Consider the following 19,550-nt stretch of genomic DNA (forward strand, 5'->3'; position numbering starts at 1 on the left):
CTTATACTTTTACAATCAAAAATCTAGAATTTTTGTGTTGATTTTGAATATTTAATGGAAGTGATATAGATGAATAAAATAGAAGTAGCTACATGGCCTTTTCAAGATAGAAGTTTAAATAAAATTGGTAATAATGAAATGTTTTTAAATTATCCCGTTATTTATATATTAAATGGATCTAGAGAAGCTTATATAGGTGAAACGGTTTACTTTAAAAAACGTATGCGAGCTCATATGAAAAATAAAAATAGGAATAATTTAGAATATATGCATTTGATTATGCATGAAGAATTTAATCGATCTGCAACCTTCCATCTCGAAACAAAATTAATAAATTATTTTTTAGGCGATGAAAAATATAAGCTACAAAATAAAAGTAAGATTACAAATGATTTTACACATAACTATTACAATAAATCATTTTATGATCAATCAGTATTTAAAGAGCTTTGGAATAGACTATATGAAAAAGGCATTGTAACAAATCAACTTCATATTATAGAAAATAAAGATATATTTAAACTATCACCATTCAAAGAGTTGTCATTAGATCAATTAGATTTAAAAGAAAAGGTACTAAAGTTTTGTGAGGAACAAGTTCAATTACAACAAAGTGAATATGGAAGTTTATTTGTTATTAAAGGTGAAGCTGGAGTCGGAAAAAGTGTCGTATTAAGCTCGATTTTTAATACAATTCAAGAATATATTTCAGAAGCGTCTTCGCCTCTTTATAAAACGGAAAATTATTTAGTTGTGAATCATGAAGAGATGTATAAAACATATAAAGGAATTGCATCCCAATTAAAGCATCTCAAGGCTAAAAATTTTGCAAAGCCAACACCTTTAATAAATCAATTAAAAAAGCAAAATAAAAAAGTAGATATTATTCTAGTAGACGAAGCACATTTGTTATTAACTAGACCAGATACATATAATAATTTTTATGCAGAAAATCAGTTAGAAGAGTTGTTAAAACTTGCTAAAATTGTGGTGATAGTATATGACGATAATCAGGTACTAAAATTAAAAAGTTTATGGAAAGAGCTCACTTTAGAAAGCATAATTGGTAAAAGTTCATTTACACAATATTATGAGTTGACAAATCAGTTCCGTATGCAAGCAAATGATGATGTAATAGGCTGGATTAATCAATTTAAACAAAAATGTTTATTACCTTTACCGTATGATGAAAATTATGAATTGGAAATATTTGCGACGTTAAAAGAGATGCATGAAGCAATTATTGAAAAAAATAATAAGTATGGATTAAGTCGCGTTGTTTCTACATTTGATTTTTTACATAAAAAAGATGGTGGAGTATATTACGTTAAAGAAGATAATGGAGATTATCAAATTCCATGGAATATAACAGATAGTAAATATACTTGGGCTGAGAAAGCTTCTACAGTAAATGAAGCTGGTTCTATTTACACTATTCAAGGATTTGATCTGAATTATGTGGGAGTAGTTTTAGGCCCATCTATTTCTTTTGATGAGCAATCAAATCAATTGGTTATAAAAACAGAAGCTTATAAAGATGTAGGGGCATATTCAGGCATAGAAGGAATTGAGAATGCTGAATTAGCAAAAGAAAGAATAATATTAAATTCCATAAATATTTTGATGAAGCGTGGGATTAAAGGATTATTTTTATATGCAAGCGATGATGTATTACGAAATAGACTATTACAAGATCGAAATGCAAAAGGTAAAATTAGAGGAAATTAAAATGGAGAATTTGTATAATTATAAATTTTTGAAAATCAACTTTTTAATGCCTGTATAAATACCTTATTTATATTGCACTATTAAAAGTGTTAGATAGAAAATGATAGTGTTCTTATTAAACTGTTTATTTAATGATAATTAATCACTATATTGGAGGCTCAATATGAACTACGAAAAGTATATTTTAGAATACATAACTAATATTGATGTTACTGAGGAAAAAATCTTTTTCTTTAAAGGATTTCCTAAAGAGTTCTATGACCAATTAATACAACACAATGAGTTCCCAAGATTTACCGACTGTTCTATAGATTATGTATTCCAAAAAGGTATGGAAGTAAAACCTCTTGTAGTGTCACTGATGATGTATAACAGACAAGTAAGCTGGGGAACATATGAAGAACTAATAGCAATTTCTCAAACAATTAATGATATCTCTACTATTTATAAAGGGAAAATTGAGATTATTAATAATAACTTATATCAGGGTTACTATGAAAGCTATTCGAGTTCATTAGTTGAGATTTTAGATAACATTTCTATTGAAAATGAAGAAACTGTTTATGACTTATATTATTCGGATTATAAAATGTTTAACTCAAGTATTTTAGTTGAGTATATTTTAAAGCATGAAGAAAATGAACTAGGCTTACCTATAACAGAAAAAAACTTCTTTACTAAGGAAATTATTTTAGTAGATATTCCGAGTGAAGAAGTATCGAAAATAACAGAAAATGAGATAAATCAAATAGTTTATACTTGCTTAACCGGTGAGTATGACAATGTTGATTTTATTGTAAATACTCTGCCTTCTAATGATGAAACATTATTTAAAAGATTAAATATATTAAATGAACTTTTTCAAAATTCAACTATAAGATTTTATAGTGGGAAATCTGCGAAAAAAATTAAAAGACCTATTGAAGAGCATTTGAGTTATTTTAAAAAACATTGGGGGGAAGATAAAGAGTATAGAAATGCTTTATTCTATAAGGATCCAGATTTATCCCTAGAGACTATTAATATTAATCAAGGGGATATAATTAGTGACGTTTTAGTACAATGTGAAAATAGTAGAAATGTAAAGGATGGAATTTTTAAATCCTCGGATATTATAATAACTGCTCCTACAGGTGCTGGTAAATCATTGTTTTTCCAAGTACCTGGTATTGTATTACATGAAAAATATAAAGAGGTAACGATTGTTGTAACGCCTTTACAAGCTTTAATGAGAGACCAAGTAGAGAAATTGAATATTGAAAGAAAAATTCCTTTTGCTACTTTCATTAACTCAGAAATTAGTTTTGATGAAAGAAGATCAAGAATAGATGGGATTAAAAATGGAGAATATTCAATTGTATATCTATCTCCAGAATTATTATTATCCTCATCTATTGAGGATTTAATAGGGGAAAGAAGAATAGGCCTATTTGTAGTAGATGAAGCCCATTTAGTAACCTCATGGGGAAGAGATTTCAGAGTAGATTATTGGTTCTTAGGAGATTATCTAGATAAAATTAGAAATGCAGGTTATTACTTAGACAAATCTAAAAAAAGGAAGTTTCCAATTTTAATATTAACTGCAACCGCTATATACGGAGGTGAAGACGATGAGATTGGGGAACTTATTGAAAGTCTTCATTTAAATATCGACCAATCTGATCATATGTATCTAGGGTATGGTCGCAAAGATAATATTAGTTTTAATATAGTGCCACATTCTGCAAATAAAAGTGAAAAAGAACAGAAAAATAAATTTGTTTTAAATAGAATTAAAGATTTCATTAATAAAAGAGAAAAGACAATTATTTATTGCCCTTATACTAAACAAGTAGATGAAATTTATAATTTGTTTTATGCGAAAGACGAACATCTAGCATCTTATCTTGGTATATATCATGGGAAGTTAGCTCCTCACGATAAAGAGGAAACCTATCGTAAATTTAAATCTAATCAGTTGGTAGTAATGATTGCAACTAAAGCATTTGGTATGGGTATCGACATAGATGATGTTTCAAATGTTTATCATTATGCTCCTACTGGAACATTGGCTGACTACGTTCAAGAAATAGGAAGAGCAGCAAGACAGTTAGACAAAGGTTATGCAATTATGGATTTTATTACAGGTAAAGATATGAAGTATGCTAAGACTTTATGGGGTTTAGGTGGAATAAAGCAATATCAAGTAAAAGAAATAGCTAATGTTCTTTATAAAACTTATAAAAAAAATAAGAAAAGAAATTTATTAATTTCACCAGAATCATTTTCACATATATTTGATAGTAATGAAGTAGATGCAAAAGTAAAAAGTGGTTTGATGCTTTTGACAAATGATTTATTGAATAAATTCCACTTTAAAGCTATAACGATTAGACCTAAGGCAATGTATACAACCCAATATATTAGTGTAAATAATTCGATAGAAGAAGAGTTTTTAAAACAATATGGTAACTATATTTCTTTGATTGATGTTAATAAATGTAGACAGGAAAGTGGCTTCGGTACAAGAGAGGACCTTCAGATAACTCTTTTAGGTAATATATATGAGATCGATCTAGGTAGATTATGGGAGGAGAAATTTGATAATTTAACGTTCCCACAATTTAAGTATAAATTTTTTAATAATGAATTATTTGTTTTTAATGAGCGTATCATCCCTAAAATGAAACTAGTAATTGATTACTCCGAAAACGGATATGATAATGTACTATCAGATTTTTTAAATATAGCTTCTAAGATTCAAAATACTTTTTTAAGCATTGCAAGAGAATATAATAAAAAAGAATTCAGCTTTAAAGATTTCTATGACCGTTTTAGTTCATTGTTCGAAGAGAAGGATAAGCCAAAACAAGAATTTGTAAGAATTTTATTAGATATGTTTTGTTTTGAGGGAATTGCTTTGGATTCATCAGGGCAATCTATATGGAAATTTGTTCAAAAGAGAAAAAAAGAAAACAATTTAGAAGTAAATTATAAATTGGTAACAAATAAATATAATTATGTTCACAGCAATTTGAAAAGGTTTATTGGCGATGCCACTCCTAATCAAGGAGAAAATGAACATATAGTGTATATAAATATTCCTGAAAAAGGTCACGAAAATAGAGATTTTAAGATACTATTGGCTTCGATTTTACAATTATTTAACTTGGCTTCATTTGAAATTCAAGGAGGTAAAAATGCACAGATTTTTGTTCGAATAAATGATCCATTAAAACTTTATCAAATATTAAATGCAAAAAGTTATACTAATAATATTCTTCATGGAATCACTCAAAAGCACGATAAATCAATTAATTTTATGAACAAATTTTTAGGTGTTAATTTTGAAGATCGGGAAAGATGGGACATTATAGAACACTATTTCTTAGGGAGAAATGATTGGGTAAATCAAAAACTAAATCAATTTTCACCAAAGGAGATTCATAGTAAGCCAACTCAATTGAAAATTAAGGAAATGGGGGAAAATACAATTGAGTACTATGAAAAATGGGATGATCTCGAATATGGTCAGATATTTAAATCCTTATCCATTCCATTACCGGATTTCTTGGGGACAGTTATTACAATTGAAAATAACGATTATAATTTAGAATATTTTTGGAGAGACTTGAATATAGGTATAGTATCTTCTGCAAAAAAAATACCTGAAAAAAATATAGGGTTAACTTTCATGAGGTTATTAAATTTTGATGAAATTGATTCTACATCTTTGAGTAAATTATTTGGGAGTGAATGATTTTGGCCGTCTTTATTCCGAATGATCGCGTTATTGAAGAATTTAACAGAAGTATAGGAGAACAACAGATATATCAAGCTTTTGAATCGTTATCGGATGATTATTATATTTTCCATTCTATTAGATGGACAGACGCTAGTAAAGATTATCCAAGGTTTGGTGAGTCTGACTTCACTATATTTAACCCTAAATATGGAGTTTTATGTATAGAGGTAAAACACGGAGGTATCTTTAGTGAAAATGGGAGGATTTATCAGGTTAATACATCTAACAATCTCATAAAAGAGATTAAACCTATGTTTCAAGCTGATCGATCCAAATACTTTTTTGCAGATTTATTAAAAGAGAAAATGTCTGATATAGCTTCTAACTATTATGTTCACTCAGTGGTATGGTTTAGTCATATAAATAGAAGTGATTTAGTTGGAGAATTACCACATGAATATTATATTAACGGGAATGTATTTTTTAAAGATGATATTCAAAATATAGAAAAAACCCTATTAAACTGTTTCGAATTCTTTAAAATAAACAAAAGATCCTATACTGAAGATGAGCAAAAAATGGTTATTAATAGTTTATCGCCAAATTTTTCTGCATTTCCTAGTATGATAGGGCTGTTTGAGCAAGCAGAATACGTTTTTAATCGAATGACAAATGAACAATTATATTTATTAGATTATTTAGAAGAGCAAAAAATTGCTGCAATTCAAGGTGGTGCTGGCACAGGAAAAACTATGCTGGCTGTTGAAAAGGCTAGAAGATTAAGTAGTAATGAGAGCGTATTATTTCTTTGTTATAATAAATTGCTAGTTGAGCACTTACAAAAAATTTATCAACATGAATTTCCTAATATAACATTTACAAATCTTAATACTTTAGCTTCTAGAGCGTTAAATAAAATTGTTGATAGTCATGATATAAAATTTTTTTTGGAGAAGTTTGTTAAGTATCCTGATCTTTGGAATTATAAAAGTATAATTATCGATGAGGGACAAGATTTTGATGAAAATCATTTATCATTACTAAAATCTATTATTGAATTAAATGAAGGAAGTTTCTATATCTTTTATGACAAAAATCAATTAGTACAACAACGAAACGGTTTATCTTGGGTAAAAGATATAGAATGTAGGCTAGTTCTGACCTTAAATTGTAGAAATACATTAAGTATTGCTGAAACCTCTTCGAAAGCTATCGGAGTTGATAAGGTTAAAATGAGGCTAGAAGTATTAGGGGACAAACCCACGTTGAAAAATTTTGAAGATAGGGAAAGTTTATTAGCTGAAATAAGTAACCAAATAAGATTTTATCTTCAAAATGGTATTACATTGGATCAAATAGTAATCCTAACTACAAAAACTATTGAGAGATCTATTCTTAATGATTTGTCGAAAGTAGGGGATTATTATATTTCTAATGAAATTGAAGGTGGAAAGTTGTTATTTACAACAGCTAGAAAATTTAAAGGCTTAGAATCAAACATAATAATAATTGTAGATGTTGATTCAGATACATTCTCAACTGAAGAAAACAGGAGAGTGTTCTATGTAGCTGCTTCGAGAGCGAAGAATATTATGCATATTTACACATGTCTTTTAGATAAACAGCTGAAAGAATTATTTAGTACTGTTTCAAATGGCGGAACTAACACAAAGATTTCACTTGTGAAAAACTTAGGGATAAAATGCATCTAAAGCTACTTTGCTAAATTCATTAAATCTCAATATTTGCAATATATTTGCCCCGCAACTTATTTTTAATTAGAAATGTAGTCAAAAGCGTAGTCAAAGATTTCAATAGTAGCTCTAAACCCTTGAAAATACAGTGTTCATAGAGATTTATGTGACGGTTGGTTCGACTCCCGCCGTCTCCATACATAGGAATCATTTGATTTCAAAGAGTACCCAAATCCTTTCATATCAAGGATTTGGGTGTTTTTTTGTTTCATTGAGTTTCATCTAATCGTGGTCAATCGTAGTTAGATTTGGTAGTCGACTCCAAAATCAGAAATTATTATAGTTTTCGAACTGCTGGATTGCTTCGGCTTTAGTTTTATGAGTTACGTGAGCGTAAATATCCATTTTGGTTTTCTCATCAGAATGTCCTAATCAATCTTAAACTTCTTTTATACTTGCATCAGCCTCGAACAATAGTGAGCCGTGTGAATGACGTAAGCCATGTGGTGTGATCTTTTCTAATAGATGTTTCTTTTGGACACTATACATCCATTTCTGAACCTGTACACGTTGAATATAGTCATTATTAGTATTACAAAAACATTAACTGGTTAGGTGTCGTAGTATTATGACCCAAAACAAAATACTCTTTTTTCTGGATTTTCTTCCACTCATTTAAAATAGATAGGGTAGTATTATCAAGTTAAATTTTACGGGAGGAACCTGTTTTTGTTGTTTTTACATATAGCTTCGCACTTTGAGTTTAAGAGCTATGTTCTTCTAAAAATCTGTCAATTTCTTTACGAGAAATGCGCTTATACCTTTGATTTCACATTTAAGCCCATTGTTCAAAATTTCCATGAGTATTATGTGAAACTTGTGCATATTTGCTAAAGCCACTCTTTAGACGGTTGGCTTTTTAACGTGAGGGCAATATGGGATTGGTTCAGCCCCATTCAGATAAATAGTCGAAAATAATCTGCTTATATTACTTTCGCTGGTTACTTACTTGAAGGTAGGAGACTTCCGGGGGGACGTAAACATAAGAAAAAAATCCCTCGCTACTTTTCTGTAGTGGGGAATTTTTTTGGGAGGATGCCTGTCTAGTTACGGGCAAATTGGTTTCCCTTTTGCTTGAACTTTTCTTTATACATTTCCTTGTCCGCCAGTTCAAGGATTTCGTCAGGACTAAAGTTGCTTCCAGATTTATATTGATACAAACCATGGCTGGCTGAGATTGGATAGGGCTTTTGGTCAATTATAGCCATATCCTGAAACTCAATTTGAATGCTGGACCAGATTGCTTGTGCGACGTCTATTTGTTGATCGAAAATTAGAATTATAAATTCATCACCGCCAAGGCGGAAAAGGACATCCTTTTCTCTGATATGGTGTTTGATTGTTTCGCAGCAAGTAATAATTAGGTCATCGCCTGCAGAATGTCCGTACCTGTCATTTACCATTTTTAAATTGTTTACATCAATATAGCAGACAATAAAATCTGATGCTCCGTCTAGTTGTTGAGAAAGTATTTCCATTCCTCGCCTTCTGTTGAGGACCCCTGTAAGCGGGTCAAGCGATGCATGATTATAAAGCTCTTCTTCGGTTTCCTTCAAATTTGTAATGTCAGTGCTTCCAATAAGAACACAGCACTCTCCTAAATAATTGACCAGTTCAAAATTAAGCATTGACCATTTCTGTTCAAGTTTGACCATATAATTTTTTAAGCTCTGATGTTCTTCGAGTTTTTTTACTATCGTTTGTTTTTCCTCAGGTGTGGTCAGCATGAACCATCCATCAAGTTTTGCCATATCTTTATTTTTTAAATGAAAGTATTCGATAGCCTGCTGATTCAGGAGCAAAATATTGCTAGTTTTAAGGTTGAAAAGGACCAATGGATTAGGATTCATGTGAAATAATGTGCGAAAGCTTTCTTCATTCTTCTTTAGTTTCCATTCGTTTGTAAAATTATTTTTGCGAAATGAGTAGAAGGCATACGCTATCGTAAATGAAATGACAGCTGTACCTGTTGAATTCACCAGCTTAAATAGGAATGAAAAGTGATTTTCTTCCAGGAAGAACAACCCTGTAATGAAAAATAGATGAATTCCTGTGATGAGGCAAGCTTGGTGCTTTGGCCGAATTGGGAAGATAACACCAGCAGCTAAGAGAATAATAATATAAGCATAGATATTACCGTTATTAAGCTGACTATTGATTGAAGAGACGGCACCTATAAACAAATAAAGTAATAAATAGGTGAGAATAATCGACCCTTTGGCGTGGCCCTTACTTCGGCGGTAGAGGATTAAAAAGATTAGGGAAATTATTAGGCCTATGATATGGAAGGTTGATAGGATAAATTTATAAATCGGGTTGTTTAATTTAGCCAAAAGGATAAAGTCCACAATGTAAAAACAGGGATATGTGAAGATGAGCATATAGGAAACGTATTTAATTCGCTCGAATAAGAGGTTTTCATTACAATCGATAAATTGTTGCTCCATATCATTTCCACCCGTTGCGTGTTTTGCCAATAACTCCATCAGAACAACCATCCTTTATAATCGAATCACATCAGTATATTTTATCATTGAAAACAGTAACGTGTCACGGAAACTGGGGCCAGTTCTTGAAGAGGGACAGCACCACCTGACATGTACTGTCCCTCTTTCTATGATTTACGTTTGTATACCAGTTGCAAGTAAGGGACCATCTATAGTTACAAATAGTATACTGTTTATTCTAAATATAAAGAAAAATATTTTTTAATTTTGTAAAGTATGGATAGAAAGGGCGTATAATAAAAATTAATTTATATATATAATATTGTAAATTATTATAAATTTTATTTAAAAGTTCTTCTTTAACAGAAATTATAGAGATTAATAATCTGTTGATTTTTGTAAAGAATAGATTGAAATATTTACTCCATAGATATTTCGTATATAGAGGAGGGGAAGTATGGAAAGAGTAAAAAAAAGAATTTTCCACTATAAAAATGAGTATGTGAAAAGTGTTAAATTAGTACATCATGATGTTGCGACTAATAGAAGATATCGGTTAGATATAGAATTGAAGAATGGGGATAACGAAAAAGCTGTCCATTTAATGATGATCAATCCTAGTAAAGCAAATGAGGAAATTTCCGATAACACGCTTAATCGTATTATCAAATACGTTTCGTTAAATAATGTTGCTGGTGTTTTACAGGATATAGGAAAAATTATTATTACTAATCTTTATGTCGTATGTGAGACATATCCAGAAAAAGTGGATGAATATATTTCAGCACAAAGTTTGGATTTTGCTAAAGGGATAGATGCTGACGGAAAATATAATAATGATTCGATAATTGAAATGGCTAACAAAGAGGCCCAATTAATAATTATTGCTTGGGGCAAAGGATACATATTTGATTATGACAAGCGGATTCAAGAAATTTTTAGCTTAATGAAAAACAAGGTAATATATCAAATGGAAGATTTAACGCAAGAGGGGTACCCGAGGCATCCTCGAACTTGGGCTTATTCTTGGAAATTAAAAAGATACAGTATTTAGGGGGAAAGTAGGGGTGTTTTTTCCTTTCCCTTATATTAATCAATCTGAGTTTCGGGATTTTAAAAGGTAAACCTTAGTTGAATATCTAAAATGATGTAGCCATCTCAATTGAGGTGGTGTTTTTTATGTGCAAAGTAAGTTATGTCACTTTGCACCTCCAAGTGAAAACGAGATGCGGGTGCTATCATTAAAATAATGTTAAACTTTGTCGTGGGGATTGAAGGATGGCTCAGCGTATTAGTCAATCTTGAAGACAAAAAATGGACAGAACAAAATGTGAACGAGCATATTTTAGGGCTAGTATTAATGGGGAAGTGGATACTGGTACATAATTAGAACATTTTTGTATAGGTGAATATAATAAATAGGATAGGAGGATATCCGATGAAACAAAAGAAATCTTTAAAGTTTAAAATTTTTACTGGAATTTTTGCTTTATTAATATTACTTATTGCGGGATTTTTTATTTATGTAAGTTCATACTATAAGGCCAGCTCGTTGGCGTTGGATAGTTTGAAATCTGATGAACTCGTCAACGTAGAAGAAAATGGCGATATTTTATTTGAACCTGTATCGAATGCTAAAAATATCGGCTTTATTTTTTATCCAGGAGCAAAGGTAGAAGCTTCCGCATATGCACCGATAGCCAAAGAGATTGCAGCAAAAGGTTATACCGTTAGTATTGCGAAAATGAGCTTTAACTTAGCCATTTTTTCACCGAACAAAGCAGACAGTATAATAAGTAACCATAAAGAAATTGATACTTGGGTAATCGGAGGCCATTCTTTAGGGGGCGTCATGGCAGCAGATTACGCACTAAAAAATGATAAAATAAAAGGTTTAGTACTATTAGCATCTTATCCCCAATCAAAAACAAATCTAAGTAGTCAACCAATCAAAGTGTTATCACTGTGGGGAAGTAATGATAAAGTTGCAGACTTAAACAAAGTAAAAGATGCAAAAGAAGTTATGCCAAGTGACGCACGTTTTATAGAAATTAACGGTGGCAATCATGGAGGTTTTGGAGATTATGGACATCAAAAAGGTGACGGTGAATCTTCTATAACAAATAAACAGCAGATGATGGAAACGACACAATATATTGTAGAAATGTTGGATAGTTTAAAGAAGGAATAAGATAAAAATTCCATTATTAAAAACTACCTTAAATAGAACTGAACCCGAATTGTTAGACAAACAATTTAGGTGCAGTTTTTCTATGGCCTGCTGAAGCATTTAGTACAGGATTAGCACATGTACAAACACATTATAGTGCTGCAGCATTTGAGGGGAATGTGAATAATTTTTAAGAATAAAGATGATTTAGAGACTTTTTTACTAAACAAAAAGGAGAATGGAATAAACCTATTGAATTTGAATAAATGCCCTTTTAATAATCAAAGAAGCATACTATAGTATTTGTTAATTTTATAAACGATCAAAGACACAGACACTTCATACACGGAGGGGAAATATGGAGAGAGAGAAAAAAAGAATTTTCCATTATAAGAATGAGTATGTGAAAATACATACTTTTGAATACGTTGGTAATAAGCTGATTAAGAGTTTATACAGTATTGGTCTACTTTCAGCACCTCTCTATAGAAACTCAATCCCCTTGTGTATTAAAGTGATCCTAAAAGTTAGATACGGCTATTTCATTAGACAAATAAGTGCGGTGTTGCAGGGGACTCATAAGTCATTTTTATAAGTTTTAGTATTGTATTATTGTGAGCTAGAAGTATAGTTAATAAGTAAGCCAAGTACTACTAAAATCATACATACAAAACAAATAATAGTGAAGAATGTGATTTAAAATATAAGCCAAATAACAGTCATTGCCTTTTATTAACATAGTCTTTAATAGCAAAGATAGTATGCCCATTATAATTTTGCTTGAAGAAGTATCTTCACTAATACAAATCCTTTTTTAAAACACTAAAAGATAATTACCAGAATGATTATTCCAACTATTTGTAGAAATAAAGGGGCTGGGAAAACAACGTAAAGTGGCAACAAAGATAGGGTACAGCAATTAACATAGCATAAGAAGTCGTTAGAAAATGAGAATATTATTAAATAAAGATTAAACGCTTTGATTTTTTGATTAACTAGATATTGTATAAAACTACAAATAATAATGAGTTGTAAAACAAATATATTGTGTAAGGAGAATTATTAATGAAGAGTTTTATAGTTATGCAAAATAAAACATATAGAGAAGAATTGAATGGGGGATATATTTGGTCACCTCAAAAAAATAAAGCCGGTAATAAAAATCATGGATATGAGCGGATGAAGGAAGTAAAAAAGGGAGATAGAATTTTTAGTTGTTATAATCAGGCAATACAAGCAGTAGGTATTGCAATTGTAGATTGTTATGAATCACCTAAACCGCAAGAGTTTAATAATCAAAAGTGGGAAGTAAAAGGATTTAGAGTTGATATAGAATATTCAATATTAGAAAACCCTATCAAAATATCCGATGTTTGGGAAAATATGAAGCCATACAAACCAGCGAAATATTATGCTTTCAAAGAAAATGGAAGTGGAGTAGAAGCTTATTTGTTTCCTTGCCCAGTAGAATGGTCAAATATCTTTGAAAGAGAATCAAATTTTATTACGCAAGAAGTTGAAGTAGAAGAAGTTGATGTTGAAGCCATTATAGATGGTGAAATTGTAGAAGAGATAATGGCAATTTCAAGTTTTAAAAAAGGAAAAGAGAAAGTAAGAAATAGGATGAGTTCTAGTCGAGAAAAAGGAAATAGAGTATCGAGTCAAGATGAAATACAAAGAGATTTGAAAAAAAGGAAAGAAATTGGTGATATAGCAGAAGAAAAAGTATATACATACGTTCAAAAGAAAGTAGAAGAAGTTTTTGGAAAAGAATACCTAGAAAAAGTTGAGCATGTAGCAAAAACACAAGGTGATGGATTAGGGTATGATATTACTGCATTTGATTATCGAAATCCGTCGAATCCTCCAAGACCAATAAAAATTGAAGTTAAGGGAACAACTTTAACAGATAAGAGGGTTCCATATTTTATTTCATATTCTGAACTTGAGAAATTTATTAAGCACAAAGAAAATATTTGGGTAATTCGAGTTTTTGGTGTTACTAAGCAGGAAAGATTAGTAATTGAAATTGATGATAGTTTCGAACAATATGAGTCTGCAGCTGATTTATTGGAGAGAAAATATGCTTACATTCCATCAATTATTGAAGTATTTGGAGTGAAAGTAGAGGAAGAACAATAATTGTATAAAGTACTTTTCAATCAAAGTTGCTACACGTTTAATGAATTAAAAACGCTTATAACATAGGTATGGTAGGGTTTTTAGATCTATTACCCACTGTCTCCATAATAAAACTTCATCGAATTTCACTTAATCTCAAAGCCCTTGTATTTCAAGGTTTTTTTTAAGACCAAATTAATATGCAGTTCAATTATTGGATACTTTACTTTTACGTAAACAGTGTTGTAATCATGTATGTGAATCTCATTTATTTGTAATTAAGTACTTAAAAACTGAATTTATGTATTAACTCAATTCTATTTACATAACTACTTTGAAGACTTTAGCTATAATAGAAGTAATGAATAGAAGAGGAGAACATAATGAATCATTACATCGTCATGCAAGGGCACACCTATCAAGAAGAAAAAGAAGCAGAAATCATCTGGATACCACAAAAAGATAAAGGCGGAAACACTCCGCATTCATGGCGACGTGTGGAGGAAGTGAGCACGGGAGATCGTATCTTTCATTACGTAAAAGGAAAAATCGTTGCGATTAGCATTGCGTTGTCTGATTGTGAGGAAGGCAAAAAGCCCGTTTCTTTGACATCATATGACCAGTGGGAAGAGCAAGGTTTACTCGTGAAGCTACAATATCATGAATTAGAACAACCATTAACGATAAAAGATTATATTAATGAGTTGAAAGTGTTATTGCCTGTTAAATACTCAGCTTTCCAGCAAGATGGGGATGGAAATCAAGGCTATTTATATCCATGTAATGAAGAGCTTGCAATCAAGCTATTAGATATTATTAGTGATATGAATATTTATCAAGTGGATGATGAACAGCTAGAATTTGCGATTGGCACGGTAGTACGTACAGAACGAAATACGCTTATCCCTGTGATTACAGAAACAGAAGCGGAAGCAAAACGTAAAATTCGTATTGGCCAAGAGAAATTTAAAACAGCATTATTACCTTTATGGAATCATCAATGCGCACTTTGTGGTATCGAACTACCAGCTCTTTTGCGCGCAAGCCACTCTAAGCCATGGCGTGAAAGTTCCAATGAAGAACGGTTAGATCCGTATAACGGTGTATTGCTTTGCTGTAATCATGATGCATTATACGATCAAGGCTATATTACATTTGATGGAACAGGCTTAATTCATATTTCAGACCGAATTCCAGCAACGAATTATGGAATGTATAACCTTCATCAAAAGATGAAGGTTTCAAGGTATGAAGAGAATAAGCTATATTTTAGATGGCATCGGAAAAATATTTTTCGTTAAGTAGAGAGCGCATTAAAGCCTCTCTGCTTTTTTGTTGTCTGATGCACGGGATTAGTAAATTTATTCTAAAATTAGAAGTTGGAAGTAATAATTTAGTGGTAAAATAATCATAATACATAAGGTTGAAAATGATCTATAAATCCATATAAATGAAGTGCACGATTTGTGCTTGTGTAAAAGTAAATCGTGCATATGAATTAAAGGAGTGGTTCAATGAGTTTTGGTAAAACGATCAAAATGTTCTTAATAGATGGAGATCCCAGTGGAAGATTAACGTGTGAATTATCCAACTGGACAGGGCTGGCATATAGAATACCAAGAACCGAAGTGAAAAAATGCTCGGATCGTCCTAACTTGAATTCTACTGGTGTGTATATGTTATTCGGTCGAAATGATGAAGATAAAGAAGCGGTATACATAGGGGAAGCAGAAGAAGTTTATACACGATTACAAAGCCATTTGCGTGAAAAAGATTTTTGGAATGAAGTGATTGTATTTATAAGTAAAGATGAGAATCTCAATAAAGCACATATAAAATATATTGAAAATAAGCTATATGAAAAGGCTAAAGTCGCAAATCGTTACTTTTTAATGAATGGGAATATTCCTCCAATGCCTTCCATTTCTGAAGCTGACCGTGCAGAGATGGATGAATATATTAGCAATCTTACAATGATGGTCAACACACTGGGCCATAAATTATTTGAAGAGATCAAAGATAGCGCAGAAGTTAATGCAGATGATGTTTTATTTATCAAATCGACTCTTGGTGTCGATGCTAAAGGCGTTCAAACACAAGAAGGTTTTGTCGTATTAAAAGGGTCAAAAATTGCAAATAGAAAATCCTATTCAGAGCGTTTATTAGCAAAAAGAAAAGATTTATTACATACAGAACAAGTGAAAGTTGTGAATGATGAATTTGTAGTAATGGAAGATCTATTATTTACTAGCCCTTCGGCAGCAGCTGATATTGTAACGGGGCGAAGTGCGAATGGGTTGACTGAATGGAAAGATAGGAATGGAAAAAGTCTGAAAGATTTAGTTTGATTATTATAATATTGATAGCATCGAAAAAATATCCTTCACTAACAGAAAATGCAGAGAGGCTTGACTCCCTCTCTGCATTTTTTCTATGCTTTGAGACCCCCTCACCCCACTAAATTTTATACCAATATACCAAAATCCCCCTAAAATACAAATAAAAAATTCTAAAAATTATGTTGATTCTTAACTTTTAGTTCTGTACAATGTAAAACAAGTCATCTAGATGTATAGATGATGTGGGGTGTTTTGTAATTTAATTTCATTCATAGGAGGGTGAGCATGAGTAATAATTATAATTCTCTGATACCAAAGTATGTTCAGATTGCAGATAGGTTAAGAATAAAAGTAGATGAAATGTATAAAGAGGGAAATGAGAAGTTTGCAAGTGATGATGAACTCATCAAGATGTTTGATGTTTCTAGAATGACGATTCGTCAGGCGGTTCAAGTGCTTGTAGAGGAAGGACTTTTAAAACGTATCCAAGGAAAGGGTACCTTTATTGTTCGAAAAGAAAAATTGAAGACGGATATTGCTAAACTAGATACCTTTTTTAGAGGGTGGTACCTAGAAAACTTTACTGTGGAGTTGCTATATCGAGGTTCTGTTTCTTGCCCAGTAGGATTAGAAGAAAAGTTGGGGGTACAGCCTGGAGAAGAAGTTTATCAAGTAAAGCGTTTACGTCTTTCGGAAGGTATACCGATTGTTATTGATAACCGCTATCTTTTAAAAAAGTATGGTGAACAAATTACGGATGAGGAATATGTGAATTATTCTTTTTCTCATTTATTTTTAAATAAATTTAAGATGGCGCTTACTGAAGGAGAAATAGAAATAGAAGCCGTTCTTGCTAATCAAGAGATTGCAAACATTCTTGGTATTTCTGAAGGTGCCCCAATTTTATATAGAAGTGTTGACTTAAAAGTAAAAAATGGCTGTGTTTTAACAGGTGCTTCTTCCTATCGTGGAGACATGTATAAATACAAATCATTATTGAGTTTAGACTAAAAAATATAAAGTAGCTGTCCATTTTGAAAGCGCTTTATATGCATGTGACGACAAGGAGGAACTTATGTTTTATTCCATTTTAATTATATTGGCAATCATCATTGCCATCTACATGGGCGAAAAACTAGATATTAATACTGGTTTAGTAGCTTTAGCATTAGCTTATGTAATTGGTTGTTTTGTGTTGGGGATGTCGATTAATGATTTATTGGCAACTTTCCCGACAAAATTATTTTTAGTGATTTTCACATTGGCACTGTTTTTTAATTTTGCCGTGGTTAATGGTACTTTAGAGAAAATAGCTCAATTATTACTTTATCGTTTTCAAAAGCAAACAAAATGGTTGCCTTTAATTTTGTACTTTATTACAGCGTTAGTTTCTGGAATGGGTGCAGGTTTCTTTACCTCTGTGGCTGTGATGGGTGCCATTGCAATGGCATTATGTAAATCTTCAGGGATGAATAAATTAAATGCTTCATTCGCCGTTTCCTTAGGTTCCCTTTCAGGTGCGAATTTCATGTATAGTGCGCATGGGGTACTGTTTAACTCATTATTAAGTAACACGGCTGTTGCTGATCAGGCAGATATGTTAACAAGAGATATTTTTGTTGTATCATTTATTTATCCGATATTTATTATGTTAATTTTGATGTTTTTTGATAGAAAAAACAGTCAAAGCATTAACTTGAATATAGATAGACCAGAAGCTTTTACTAAAAATCAAAAAGTAAATATTTCATTAATCATTCTTCTTATGGTCATTGTTCTAGGCGTACCAATGCTGTCTAATTTTATGCCTGACAATGAAACAATTCAATTTATTAATGCACGTACGGACATTACGTTACTAGCACTTGTATTTGCAATTGTTGCGTATATATTAAAATTAGCTGGGGACAAACCGAAAGAAGTCATGGCAAGAATTCCTTGGAGTACGTTATGGCTTGTGTCAGGGGTTGGCATGTTAATTGATGTTGCAGTTGAAGCGGGGACTATCGATTTATTAGCCTCTATGATAAATAATATGCCGACTTTTATTGTGCCTATTGCGGTAGCACTCATTGCGGGTGTGATGTCGATATTTAGTAGTACGTTAGGTGTTGTTGCACCGCTTATGTTCCCGATGATTGCTGGTATAATAGGTACTACAGGTTACAGCCCTTCGTTAATTGCAGTGGCTATTATTATCGGTGCGCAATCATCAGCTTTAGCACCATTCTCTACGGGTGGGAGTTTAATTCTTGGTAATAGTGGTTTAGGTGAAGATGAATCTAAGAAGTTTTATAATGATTTACTTTATAAAGCAACACCATTAGGGTTAGGGTTTGCTGTTGTCGCAACTTTGATTTTAATGTTTATTTTGTAGGGGGTAGTTATGCAAAAAATATTTGACACTCATTTTCATATTATTGATCCGAAGTTTCCGCTTGTGGAAAATCAAGGATTTGTCCCTGACTTTTATACAGTCGATGATTATTTACAGGAACTGAAGGAAATGTCGATTGAGTTAACTGGTGGCGCCATTGTATCAGGCTCATTTCAAGGGTATCATCAGCATTATTTTGAGGAGGCAATTTCAGCGTTAGGTACTAATTTTGTAGGTATTACGCAGCTTCCATTTGATACAAAGGATGAAGACATTTTAAAATTAAATGATATCGGAATAAAGGGAATACGATTTAATCTATACAGAGGGCTATCTGCTTTACCAAAAGAAATTAATGAGCTTTCAGAGAGAGTTTATCATTTATGCAATTGGAAAACAGAGCTTTATGTAAATTTGCAGACCATTGATAAAGAGATTGAAGAATTAATGTTTACATTACCAAAAGTATCAATTGATCATCTTGGGATGCATCAGTGTTCGGTTGATAAATTAAAAAAAATTGTTCATGCTAATATACCAATTCGCTTAACAGGCTTTGGTCGAGTAGGATATGAACGTGAAGAAATACGTGAATTAATATCCATATTGTATAGCGAAAATCCAAATAGCCTGATGTTTGGTAGTGATTTACCATCAACCCGAGCAAAAGAGCGATTCTCCTATAATGATATTCAATTAATTCAAGAAACAGTAGGTAGTAAAGCACAAGATAAAATTTTCTTCGCGAATGGTGAAAACTGGTATTTAGATAAATAACTTAGACATCTAAATAATGATTTCAGTATTAGGACAGGTATTTCCTCCTTATAGTAAACGGTAAAAGGTAACTTTTGACCGTTTACTTTGGAGGGATTTTTTATAAATAGCAG

At 31.6% G+C, this 19,550-nt stretch carries 13 protein-coding genes; 11 read left to right on the plus strand and 2 right to left on the minus strand.

Features of this window, described 5'->3' with window-relative positions:
- The first annotated feature begins 69 nt into the window (after nucleotides 1–69).
- The 3 genes from JNUCC52_RS17880 to JNUCC52_RS17890 all read left to right on the plus strand — a co-directional run bounded on the left by JNUCC52_RS17880 (nucleotide 70) and on the right by JNUCC52_RS17890 (nucleotide 7,164).
- Complete coding sequence (locus JNUCC52_RS17880) at nucleotides 70–1,728, plus strand: DUF2075 domain-containing protein (protein WP_337980467.1); 1,659 nt, start codon at nucleotides 70–72, stop codon at nucleotides 1,726–1,728.
- A gap of 163 nt (nucleotides 1,729–1,891) precedes the next feature.
- Nucleotides 1,892–5,467: a helicase-related protein gene (locus JNUCC52_RS17885; RefSeq protein WP_337980468.1), complete on the plus strand. Its 3,576-nt coding sequence runs from the start codon at nucleotides 1,892–1,894 to the stop codon at nucleotides 5,465–5,467.
- Nucleotides 5,468–5,469: 2 nt separating this feature from the next.
- Nucleotides 5,470–7,164, plus strand: coding sequence for a nuclease-related domain-containing DEAD/DEAH box helicase (locus JNUCC52_RS17890; protein WP_337980469.1), 1,695 nt, complete (start codon nucleotides 5,470–5,472; stop codon nucleotides 7,162–7,164).
- 420 nt (nucleotides 7,165–7,584) lie between these two features.
- Here the strand turns inward: JNUCC52_RS17890 and JNUCC52_RS17895 are convergent, their stop codons facing one another.
- Together JNUCC52_RS17895 and JNUCC52_RS17900 are read right to left on the minus strand one after the other, a co-directional pair.
- Complete coding sequence (locus JNUCC52_RS17895) at nucleotides 7,585–7,695, minus strand: site-specific integrase (protein ID WP_337980470.1); 111 nt, start codon at nucleotides 7,693–7,695, stop codon at nucleotides 7,585–7,587.
- 554 nt (nucleotides 7,696–8,249) lie between these two features.
- Complete coding sequence (locus JNUCC52_RS17900) at nucleotides 8,250–9,692, minus strand: sensor domain-containing diguanylate cyclase (protein ID WP_337980471.1); 1,443 nt, start codon at nucleotides 9,690–9,692, stop codon at nucleotides 8,250–8,252.
- A 418-nt stretch (nucleotides 9,693–10,110) separates the two neighbouring features.
- On the opposite strand from JNUCC52_RS17900, the gene JNUCC52_RS17905 reads away from it, so the two are divergent.
- From JNUCC52_RS17905 to JNUCC52_RS17940, 8 genes are all read left to right on the plus strand, one after another.
- The gene (locus JNUCC52_RS17905; RefSeq protein ID WP_337980472.1) at nucleotides 10,111–10,707 is read left to right on the plus strand and encodes a DUF1643 domain-containing protein; all 597 of its coding nucleotides are present in this window, start codon (nucleotides 10,111–10,113) and stop codon (nucleotides 10,705–10,707) included.
- 384 nt (nucleotides 10,708–11,091) lie between these two features.
- Nucleotides 11,092–11,844 (plus strand): alpha/beta family hydrolase, encoded by a 753-nt coding sequence (locus JNUCC52_RS17910; RefSeq protein WP_337980473.1) that lies wholly within the window; start codon nucleotides 11,092–11,094, stop codon nucleotides 11,842–11,844.
- Nucleotides 11,845–12,888: 1,044 nt separating this feature from the next.
- Entirely contained in the window at nucleotides 12,889–13,965 is a 1,077-nt protein-coding gene (locus JNUCC52_RS17915; protein ID WP_337980474.1) for a protein NO VEIN domain-containing protein, read from the plus strand.
- A 362-nt stretch (nucleotides 13,966–14,327) separates the two neighbouring features.
- Nucleotides 14,328–15,245: an HNH endonuclease gene (locus JNUCC52_RS17920; protein WP_337980475.1), complete on the plus strand. Its 918-nt coding sequence runs from the start codon at nucleotides 14,328–14,330 to the stop codon at nucleotides 15,243–15,245.
- Nucleotides 15,246–15,458: 213 nt separating this feature from the next.
- The gene (locus JNUCC52_RS17925) at nucleotides 15,459–16,292 is read left to right on the plus strand and encodes a GIY-YIG nuclease family protein (protein ID WP_337980476.1); all 834 of its coding nucleotides are present in this window, start codon (nucleotides 15,459–15,461) and stop codon (nucleotides 16,290–16,292) included.
- Between the two features lie 276 nt (nucleotides 16,293–16,568).
- Nucleotides 16,569–17,294, plus strand: coding sequence for a GntR family transcriptional regulator (locus JNUCC52_RS17930; protein WP_337980477.1), 726 nt, complete (start codon nucleotides 16,569–16,571; stop codon nucleotides 17,292–17,294).
- Between the two features lie 64 nt (nucleotides 17,295–17,358).
- Entirely contained in the window at nucleotides 17,359–18,660 is a 1,302-nt protein-coding gene (locus JNUCC52_RS17935; RefSeq protein ID WP_337980478.1) for an SLC13 family permease, read from the plus strand.
- 9 nt (nucleotides 18,661–18,669) lie between these two features.
- The gene (locus JNUCC52_RS17940) at nucleotides 18,670–19,437 is read left to right on the plus strand and encodes an amidohydrolase family protein (RefSeq protein WP_337980479.1); all 768 of its coding nucleotides are present in this window, start codon (nucleotides 18,670–18,672) and stop codon (nucleotides 19,435–19,437) included.
- Nucleotides 19,438–19,550 lie beyond the last annotated feature (113 nt).

Origin of the sequence: Lysinibacillus sp. JNUCC-52 (assembly GCF_015999545.1) — a bacterium.
Classification (GTDB): Bacteria; Bacillota; Bacilli; order Bacillales_A; family Planococcaceae; genus Lysinibacillus.